Below are 9,099 nucleotides of genomic sequence, written 5' to 3'. Positions count from 1 at the left end.
GTCTGCAGCTTACCAACCAACAGCGAATTATTATTTTTGGCGGCGGCCTGCCAGTTATTTTTAATGAGCAGGTAATTGGCGCCGTCGGCGTTAGCGGCGGTACGGTCGAGCAGGATCAATTATTAGCACAGTGCGCCCTGGATTGTTTTTCCGCATTATAACCTGAAGCGAGAAGGTATATTATGAGCTATCGTATGTTTGATTATCTGGTGCCAAACGTTAACTTTTTTGGCCCCAACGCCATTTCCGTAGTCGGCGAACGCTGCCAGCTGCTGGGGGGGAAAAAAGCCCTGCTGGTCACCGACAAAGGCCTGCGGGCAATTAAAGATGGCGCGGTGGACAAAACCCTGCATTATCTGCGGGAGGCCGGGATCGAGGTGGCGATCTTTGACGGCGTCGAGCCGAACCCGAAAGACACCAACGTGCGCGACGGCCTCGCCGTGTTTCGCCGCGAACAGTGCGACATCATCGTCACCGTGGGCGGCGGCAGCCCGCACGATTGCGGCAAAGGCATCGGCATCGCCGCCACCCATGAGGGCGATCTGTACCAGTATGCCGGAATCGAGACCCTGACCAACCCGCTGCCGCCTATCGTCGCGGTCAATACCACCGCCGGCACCGCCAGCGAGGTCACCCGCCACTGCGTCCTGACCAACACCGAAACCAAAGTGAAGTTTGTGATCGTCAGCTGGCGCAACCTGCCGTCGGTCTCTATCAACGATCCGCTGCTGATGATCGGTAAACCGGCCGCCCTGACCGCGGCGACCGGGATGGATGCCCTGACCCACGCCGTAGAGGCCTATATCTCCAAAGACGCTAACCCGGTGACGGACGCCGCCGCCATGCAGGCGATCCGCCTCATCGCCCGCAACCTGCGCCAGGCCGTGGCCCTCGGCAGCAATCTGCAGGCGCGGGAAAACATGGCCTATGCCTCTCTGCTGGCCGGGATGGCTTTCAATAACGCCAACCTCGGCTACGTGCACGCCATGGCGCACCAGCTGGGCGGCCTGTACGACATGCCGCACGGCGTGGCCAACGCTGTCCTGCTGCCGCATGTGGCCCGCTACAACCTGATCGCCAACCCGGAGAAATTCGCCGAGATTGCTGAACTGATGGGCGAAAATATCACCGGACTGTCCACTCTCGACGCGGCGGAAAAAGCCATCGCCGCTATCACGCGTCTGTCGATGGATATCGGTATTCCGCAGCATCTGCGCGATCTGGGAGTAAAAGAGGCCGACTTCCCCTACATGGCTGAGATGGCTCTGAAAGACGGCAATGCGTTCTCGAACCCGCGTAAAGGCAACGAGCAGGAGATTGCCGCGATTTTCCGCCAGGCATTCTGAGTGTTAACGAGGGGACCGTCATGTCGCTTTCACCGCCAGGCGTACGCCTGTTTTACGATCCGCGCGGGCACCATGCCGGCGCCATCAATGAGCTGTGCTGGGGGCTGGAGGAGCAGGGGGTCCCCTGCCAGACCATAACCTATGACGGAGGCGGTGACGCCGCTGCGCTGGGCGCCCTGGCGGCCAGAAGCTCGCCCCTGCGGGTGGGTATAGGGCTCAGCGCGTCCGGCGAGATAGCCCTCACTCATGCCCAGCTGCCGGCGGACGCGCCGCTGGCTACCGGACACGTCACCGATAGCGACGATCATCTGCGTACGCTCGGCGCCAACGCCGGGCAGCTGGTTAAAGTCCTGCCGTTAAGTGAGAGAAACTGAATGTATCGTATCTATACCCGCACCGGGGATAAAGGCACCACCGCCCTGTACGGCGGCAGCCGCATCGAGAAAGACCATATTCGCGTCGAGGCCTACGGCACCGTCGATGAACTGATATCCCAACTGGGCGTCTGCTACGCCACGACCCGCGACGCCGGGCTCCGGGAAAGCCTGCACCATATTCAGCAGACGCTGTTCGTGCTGGGGGCTGAACTGGCCAGCGATGCGCGGGGCCTGACCCGCCTGAGCCAGACGGTCGGCGAAGAGGAGATCACCGCCCTGGAGCGGCTTATCGACCGCAATATGGCCGAGAGCGGCCCGTTAAAACAGTTCGTGATCCCGGGGAGGAATCTCGCCTCTGCCCAGCTGCACGTGGCGCGCACCCAGTCCCGTCGGCTCGAACGCCTGCTGACGGCCATGGACCGCGCGCATCCGCTGCGCGACGCGCTCAAACGCTACAGCAATCGCCTGTCGGATGCCCTGTTCTCCATGGCGCGTATCGAGGAGACTAGGCCTGATGCTTGCGCTTGAACTGGCTGGCGTCAATATCGTACTGCTTCATTTTGCGCCACAGGGTGGTGCGGCCGATATTGAGCAGCTGCGACATCTCCTGCACCCGCCCGCTGGTCACCCGGGCGGCGTGAATAATAGCTTCCTTTTCGATGGCGCTAAAGGTCAGGCTGGCCGGCAGCAGCGATGACGCGCTATCCCCGCCCGGCCGCTCGGAAAAGAGATATTCCGGCAGATTACTCAGGCGAATGTGGCCGTTGTCGCTGCTGATGGCGATATTCTCAATGACGCTGTTGAGCTCAAAATCATTCCCCGGCCATGAGTAGGCCACCAGCTGCGCCAGCGCGTCATCGTCCACTTTCAGTCGCGAAGAGAAACGCTTCTCCAGGCTCTTCAACCGGTTATGCACCAGCGACGGAATACTGTTGCGTCGGGCGCGCAGCGGCGGGATGACGATCTCAAAGGAGTGCAGCGCATAGTACAGCTGGCGGCTAAAGCGGTTCTGTTCCACCAGATTGGCCAGATCGACGGTGGTGGTGGCAATCACCTTCACATCCACCGGGATCAGGCGCCGGGCGTCGAGGCGGGTGAGCACGCCCTGCTTAATCACCTGCAGCAGGGCCGACTGCAGCTCCGGCGCCAGATACTCGATCTTTTCCAGAAACAGGGTGCCGCCGTTGGCGAGCTCAAGGCGGCTCAGGCGACCATTTTCATCGTCGGTAGGGGCGCTGCCCATAAAGTCCTGGCCCAGCACGCTGTCGGCATATAGCTGGCAGTTGACGGCGATGTAGGGGCCGCCCGCCCGTTCGCTTTCATTGTGGATAGCCTGGCTCAGCAGCTCTTTCCCAACCCCCTCTTCGCCGCACAGCAGCACCGGGAAGCCACCGCGCGCCGCCTGGCGGCCAAAGTGGATCAGGCGTCGGGTTTCCGGATCGTCGGCAGACATCTGCTCAAAGGTGTGGCTCACTTTACCGAGCTGGCTGGTCATCAGCTGCCGCATCTGCTCCACCGGGTGCAGCAGCAGAATAAAACTGTTGCCTTGCGCCTCGACAATCGGTTTTAAGGTGATCACCGCATCGACAAACTGATGCTGACTTTCAAAGGTGACTTCGACGTGATTCAGGCCACGGGCGTGTTTGATGGCGCGGCGCAGCAGCGCCGGGAGGGTCACCAGATCGGCGATATTTTTCCCCTGGCTGGCCTGAGCATCAAGATGCAGCAGTCTCGCCGCCTGAACATTGAGAAACTGCAGCACGCCCTGTTCGTTCCACGCCATCACCCCATCGTCCATGCTCTCCAGCAGGCCGTACATCTGATTGAGGTGACGGTTGGATTCCGCCAGCAGGCTGTCGGTAAGCAGGGAGTTACCCACCTCGCGGGCGATGGCCAGCGTCAGGGAGAGGTCGGCGCTGGACTGGTGCTCGACCAGACAGCAAAGCGAGATAGAGCCGAACAGCCGCCCGTGGTTATCAAACACCGGCGTCGAGCAAAAACTCCATGGCTGTAGCGCCTGCTTAAAATGCCGATCGCCGGCGGTGTTGATCGGCTGGCCCTGCATCGCGGCCAGCGACAGCGCGCAGGTGCCGATAATGCTCTCCGCACAATAGCTGCCGTCGCGAAATCCCAGGGCAGCCAGCTGGGCCAGGGTTTGCGGCTCGCCGCAACGGCTCAGGATGCAGGCAGACTCATCAAGAATAAACAGCGCGCAGGGGCGGCCGTCCATAAACTCCCAGGCGTCTTCCAGAGCCGCCTGGCCGATGGTCAGCAGCGCGGTTTTACGCCGACAGATGGAGTCGAAGGTCAGGCCCTGGGCCTGGTGCGGCGTTTGCCAGGTTTCGCGCTGCATAAACTTGCTGCAGCGGTGCCATGACTGGGCGATGACGGAAGAGACCACCTTCCCGGTTTCCTGAGTCTGAACAGTCATATCCTTTTCCGCGTTGTACCATAGAGAACCCCTCCGGCAGCGACTGCCGGAGGGGAGAAAGAAAAACCGCTGACCTGGGCCAGCGGTTTAGCCACCGCGAATTAACGCGCCAGCCACTGCTGGCCTAACAGATCGGCGGTGAGGATAGCGGCATGGACGCTCTCCGGGGTCACCGCAAACGGCATATTATGGATGGTTTCCCCTTCCGCGCAGGTGGCTTTCGCCACCGCGGCGATTTTCTCGTCGATCCCCTCTTTGACGCCCATCTGCGCGAGCGTCACCGGCAGGCCGACGCGCTGGCAGAAGCCCAGCACCGTTTCAATCTCGTCCATCGGGCTGTTCTGTAGCACCAGCTGCGCCAGGGTACCGAAGGCCACTTTCTCACCGTGATACAGATGGTGGCACTCTTCAAGGATGGTGAAACCGTTGTGAATCGCGTGCGCGCCGGCCAGGCCGCTGCTCTCAAAACCGATACCGCTCAGATAGGTGTTGGCTTCGACAATACGCTCCAGCGCATCGGTCACCACTCCAGCCTGAGCCGCCAGGCGTGCTTTTTCGCCTTCAGCCAGCAGCGTATCATAGCACAGGCGCGCCAGGCTCAAGGCCGCCGCCGTGGACTGCCCGCCCGCCATGCTGGTGGCTCGCGCATCGAAGCAGGCCTTGGCTTCAAACCAGGTGGAGAGCGCATCGCCCATCCCGGCCACCAGCAAGCGTACCGGCGCTTTGGCGATAATCGCCGTGTCCATCACCACCATATCCGGGTTTTTCGGGTAGATCAGATACTCTTCAAACTCGCCCGCCTCGGTGTAGATAACCGACAGCGCGCTGGTCGGCGCATCGGTTGAGGCAATTGTCGGGATCACCACCACCGGCAGCTTCTGATAATAGCCGATCGCCTTCGCGGTATCGAGGGTTTTCCCGCCGCCGATACCCACCACGCCGCGGCAGCCGTGCTGCTTAAGAATGGCGATCAGGCGGTTGATTTCCGCATGGCTGCACTCGCCGTTAAACCGTTCCGCATGGCAGCTAATATTGTGGCTATGCAGGCCGTTCAATACTTTGTCGCCCGCCAACTTCATCACGAAGTCATCGGCGATAACAAAAAAGCTGTCGGCCAGGTTTTTAGCGTATTCGCCAAACAGCATGGCGGCATCAGGTCCCTGGAGATATTTGGCTGGAGATTGAATAACTTTTAGCATTTCTTTCACCCTCAAATAAGTGCGTATGTTGACACGTGAGCCCAGGCCGTCATGCCGCGGCGCCTGATATCAATGGCGCTTACAGCCACGCTGCCGGAGCGATGCATCCACTGTAGGGCGAGCCGCGGCGAAAAAAATTTTTCCCTTTTTGTTCTGTTCTGAAACAGATAAAAAAATAATGCGTTTCACATTGAAACAATGTGACTGAGAAAGCGATGGGATTGCGATCGCGATCGGATCATTTTGGCAAAAAAGCCGCTATCGTCTCCCCTCTTTAACGCAGAAAATTGCCTCAATGCGGCACAATGGCGAAAAAAATCATCCTTGCCCCATTTCTGATAGCAGAAAAAAACGGACAAATTATTAGCGCTGGCTCGCATTTCTCCTGTTTATCGGCAATTAATGTTCCATAAAGGAACAAAAATTCTTTTCTACGTTCCGTTATGGAATCAATTTTGACGGCATTTTATTTTGCGCCCGCTCAGCCAGAATCACTACATCGCCGGGCTACCCTTATAGACAGGCGACCTCCCCCTACCCTACGGAGCATAAACAATGAAAAAACTGATTAACCGTGTGGAAGATGTACTGAGTGAACAGCTTATCGGCCTAGCGAAGGCGCATCCTGAACTGACGCTGCACCAGGACCCGGTCTATGTCACCCGCGCTGATGCACCGGTCGCCGGCAAAGTGGCGCTGCTCTCCGGCGGCGGCAGCGGACACGAACCGATGCACTGCGGCTACATCGGCCAGGGCATGCTCTCCGGCGCCTGTCCGGGGGAAATTTTCACCTCGCCGACGCCGGACAAAATGTTCGAATGCGCGATGCAGATTGACGGCGGCGAAGGCGTCCTGCTGATTATCAAAAACTATACCGGCGACATCCTGAATTTTGAGACCGCCACCGAGCTGCTGCACGAAAGTGGCGTTAAGGTTACCACCGTCGTGGTGGATGACGACGTGGCGGTAAAAGACAGCCTCTATACCGCCGGACGCCGCGGCGTCGCCAATACCGTGCTGATTGAAAAACTGGTCGGCGCCGCCGCCGAACGCGGCGACTCGCTGGAAGCCTGCGCTGAACTGGGCCGCCGTTTAAATAACCTTGGTCACTCGATTGGCATCGCGCTGGGCGCCTGCACCGTACCGGCCGCCGGACAGCCCTCCTTTACCCTGAAAGATGATGAGATGGAGTTCGGCGTCGGCATCCATGGCGAGCCGGGTATCGACCGCCGCCGCTTCAGCTCGCTCGACCAAACCGTCGATGAGATGTTCGATACCCTGCTGGAAAACGGCGCATACAGCCGCACGCTGCGCCAGTGGGATAACGTCAAGGGAGCGTGGCAGGAAGTGAAACAGAGCAAAACCGCGCTGCAAAACGGCGATCGGGTTATCGCGCTGGTCAATAACCTCGGCGCCACCCCGCTTTCCGAACTGTACGGCGTTTACAACCGCCTTGCCCAGCGCTGCGAAGCGTCCGGCATTGTGATTGAACGCAACCTCATCGGCAGCTACTGCACCTCGCTGGATATGGCGGGTTTCTCCATCACCCTGCTGAAAGCGGATGATGACACGCTGGCGTTATGGGACGCCCCGGTCCATACCCCAGCGCTGAACTGGGGAAAATAAGGAGCACGACATGTCACTGAACAGAACGCAAATCGTCGACTGGCTGTACCGCTGTGGCGACATTTTCACCAAACAGAGCGATTTTCTCACCGGCCTTGATAAAGAGATCGGCGACGCCGACCACGGCCTCAATATGCATCGCGGCTTCAGCAAAGTGGTCGAAAAGCTGCCGTCGATCGCCGATAAAGACATCGGTTTTATTCTCAAGAATACCGGGATGGCGCTGCTTTCCAACGTCGGCGGCGCCAGTGGCCCGCTGTTCGGCACCTTCTTTATCCGCGCCGCCCAGGTCACCCAGGCGCATCAGAGCCTGACCCTCGACGAGCTTTATCAGATGATCCGCGAAGGCGCGGACGGCGTCGTCAACCGTGGTAAAGCGGAGCCGGGCGATAAGACGATGTGCGACGTCTGGCTGCCGGTGGTGGAATCCCTGCGTCATTCCAGCGAGCAACATCTGTCTATCCCTGCCGCGCTGGATGCCGCCTGCGAAGTGGCCGAGCGCGCCGCCCACGCCACCATCACCATGCAGGCGCGTAAAGGCCGCGCCAGCTATCTCGGCGAGCGCAGCATCGGGCATCAGGATCCCGGCGCGACCTCGGTGCTGTTTATGGTTCAGATGCTGGCTGCCGCCGCCAAAGAGTAAGGAAATCGCGATGGTAAACCTGGTTATTGTTTCTCATAGCGCCCGGCTGGGCGAAGGTGTCGGAGAACTGGCCCGGCAGATGTTAATGAACGATGGCTGTAAGCTGGCGATCGCCGCCGGGATCGACGATCCCGACAGCCCGATCGGCACCGATCCGATTAAAGTCATGGAGGCGATCGAATCCGTCGCCGATACCGACCATGTTCTGGTGATGATGGATATCGGCAGCGCCCTGCTCAGCGCCGAAACCGCCCTCGATCTGCTCGATCCGGCGATGGCGGCAAAGGTGCGGCTGTGCGCCGCGCCGCTGGTCGAAGGGACGCTGGCGGCCACCGTCAGCGCCGCCTCCGGCGCCGGGATCGACAAAGTTATCGCCGATGCCATGAACGCCCTGGAAGCCAAGCGGGTTCAGCTGGGTTTACCTTCGCACACGCCTGACGCCGCCGCCCCAACGCTTGCTGACGACGGCGATGCTAAATCGGTTTCAGTCATTATTAACAATCACAACGGCCTGCACGTGCGTCCGGCATCAAAGCTGGTCGCCGCGCTGGCGGGTTTTAACGCCGACCTGGTGCTGGAGAAAAACGGCAAATGCGTCACCCCGGACAGTCTGAATCAAATCGCTCTGCTACAGGTGCGCCGCCACGATAAGCTGCGCCTGCTGGCCCGCGGTCCGGACGCCGATGCGGCGCTGGCGGCGTTTCAGGCGCTGGCCGCCGATAACTTCGGCGAGTCGCCGGAGGCGCAGCCGACAGCGGAACCCGCCATACCTGCGCGTGTTGAAGGCGCCGCGATGCTTTATCCGCAGGCGCCGATCCAACCGGCGCTCCCCGCCGCCGCCGACATCGCCCGCGAGCAGCAGCGCCTGCGCCAGGCGATCGACCAGACGCTGGCCGATCTCAATGCGCTCACCGAGCTGGCGGAACACAAATTTAACGCCGATATCGCGGCGATCTTCGCCGGTCATCACACCTTGCTCGACGATGAAGATCTGTTTGATGCCGCCAACGATCGCCTGCTCACCGAACAGTGCTCGGCGGAATGGGCGTGGCATCAAGTGCTGATGGAGCTCAGCCAGCAGTATCGTCAGCTGGATGACGCCTATCTGCAGGCCCGTTATATCGATGTCGACGATATTCTGCAGCGCACGCTGCGCCATCTGCAGGGTATTAAGGAGACGCTGCCATTCGCCAGTGAGCCGACGATTATTATCGCCGACAATATTTATCCCTCGACTGTACTCCAACTGGATGCCAGCAAGGTCACCGGCCTGTGCCTGCGCGACGGCAGCGAACAGGCCCACGGCGCGATTATCGCCCGCGCGGCGGGGATCGCCTGGCTATGCCAGCAGGGCGAAGCGCTGAATGATATTCAGCCTGGCGAAGCCATCACGCTCGATATGCGTCTGCAACGTCTTATTCGTCGCTAAATCCACTTTGACCGTTACCACTCCGGGGGCCCGCCTCCGGAGGGTGAG

The 9,099-nt window shown here is 60.1% G+C and carries 9 protein-coding genes; 7 read left to right on the top strand and 2 right to left on the bottom strand.

What is annotated here, in order from left to right:
* The 4 genes from ACWYRJ_RS05870 to ACWYRJ_RS05855 all read left to right on the top strand — a co-directional run.
* A partial coding sequence (locus tag ACWYRJ_RS05870; RefSeq protein ID WP_455507557.1) for a GlcG/HbpS family heme-binding protein occupies positions 1-161 on the top strand: 161 nt, incomplete at its 5' end.
* A 21-nt stretch (positions 162-182) separates the two neighbouring features.
* Positions 183-1,346 carry a 1,3-propanediol dehydrogenase gene (gene dhaT, locus ACWYRJ_RS05865; RefSeq protein ID WP_023336801.1) on the top strand — a complete coding sequence of 388 codons (1,164 nt, stop codon included), beginning with the start codon at positions 183-185 and terminating at the stop codon, positions 1,344-1,346.
* Between the two features lie 20 nt (positions 1,347-1,366).
* Entirely contained in the window at positions 1,367-1,720 is a 354-nt protein-coding gene (locus tag ACWYRJ_RS05860) for a glycerol dehydratase reactivase beta/small subunit family protein (protein WP_002917678.1), read from the top strand.
* Complete coding sequence (locus ACWYRJ_RS05855; protein ID WP_004210508.1) at positions 1,721-2,251, top strand: cob(I)yrinic acid a,c-diamide adenosyltransferase; 531 nt, start codon at positions 1,721-1,723, stop codon at positions 2,249-2,251.
* On the opposite strand, the gene dhaR is transcribed toward ACWYRJ_RS05855, so the two are convergent.
* Together dhaR and ACWYRJ_RS05845 are read right to left on the bottom strand one after the other, a co-directional pair.
* Complete coding sequence (gene dhaR, locus ACWYRJ_RS05850; RefSeq protein WP_023336800.1) at positions 2,229-4,154, bottom strand: dihydroxyacetone kinase operon transcriptional regulator DhaR; 1,926 nt, start codon at positions 4,152-4,154, stop codon at positions 2,229-2,231. The genes ACWYRJ_RS05855 and dhaR overlap by 23 nt on opposite strands.
* A gap of 101 nt (positions 4,155-4,255) precedes the next feature.
* Entirely contained in the window at positions 4,256-5,353 is a 1,098-nt protein-coding gene (locus ACWYRJ_RS05845) for a glycerol dehydrogenase (protein WP_023336799.1), read from the bottom strand.
* Positions 5,354-5,908: 555 nt separating this feature from the next.
* On the opposite strand from ACWYRJ_RS05845, the gene dhaK reads away from it, so the two are divergent.
* From dhaK to dhaM, 3 genes are read left to right on the top strand one after another with little or no spacing between them, the layout of a single operon-like run.
* The gene (gene dhaK / locus ACWYRJ_RS05840) at positions 5,909-6,979 is read left to right on the top strand and encodes a dihydroxyacetone kinase subunit DhaK (protein ID WP_020077889.1); all 1,071 of its coding nucleotides are present in this window, start codon (positions 5,909-5,911) and stop codon (positions 6,977-6,979) included.
* A 10-nt stretch (positions 6,980-6,989) separates the two neighbouring features.
* On the top strand, positions 6,990-7,622 hold the full coding sequence (gene dhaL / locus ACWYRJ_RS05835) for a dihydroxyacetone kinase subunit DhaL (protein WP_023336798.1): 633 nt from the start codon (positions 6,990-6,992) through the stop codon (positions 7,620-7,622).
* A gap of 10 nt (positions 7,623-7,632) precedes the next feature.
* A complete protein-coding gene (gene dhaM, locus ACWYRJ_RS05830) occupies positions 7,633-9,051 on the top strand; it encodes a dihydroxyacetone kinase phosphoryl donor subunit DhaM (RefSeq protein ID WP_023336797.1) in 1,419 nt (472 codons plus the stop codon).
* Positions 9,052-9,099: the final 48 nt, after the last annotated feature.

The organism is Enterobacter sp. (assembly GCF_977039595.1).
The sequence above is the reverse complement of the archived record's forward strand: the minus strand, read 5'-3'. Positions and strand labels throughout refer to the sequence as shown.

What these genes read in the sequence shown, in the direction of transcription:
- dhaT (WP_023336801.1), top strand. Translation starts at nt 183, where the DNA reads ATGAGCTATCGTATGTTTGATTATCTGGTGCCAAACGTTAACTTTTTT.
- ACWYRJ_RS05860 (WP_002917678.1), top strand. Translation starts at nt 1,367, where the DNA reads ATGTCGCTTTCACCGCCAGGCGTACGCCTGTTTTACGATCCGCGCGGG.
- ACWYRJ_RS05855 (WP_004210508.1), top strand. Translation starts at nt 1,721, where the DNA reads ATGTATCGTATCTATACCCGCACCGGGGATAAAGGCACCACCGCCCTG.
- dhaR (WP_023336800.1), bottom strand. Translation starts at nt 4,154, where the DNA reads ATGACTGTTCAGACTCAGGAAACCGGGAAGGTGGTCTCTTCCGTCATC.
- ACWYRJ_RS05845 (WP_023336799.1), bottom strand. Translation starts at nt 5,353, where the DNA reads ATGCTAAAAGTTATTCAATCTCCAGCCAAATATCTCCAGGGACCTGAT.
- dhaK (WP_020077889.1), top strand. Translation starts at nt 5,909, where the DNA reads ATGAAAAAACTGATTAACCGTGTGGAAGATGTACTGAGTGAACAGCTT.
- dhaL (WP_023336798.1), top strand. Translation starts at nt 6,990, where the DNA reads ATGTCACTGAACAGAACGCAAATCGTCGACTGGCTGTACCGCTGTGGC.
- dhaM (WP_023336797.1), top strand. Translation starts at nt 7,633, where the DNA reads ATGGTAAACCTGGTTATTGTTTCTCATAGCGCCCGGCTGGGCGAAGGT.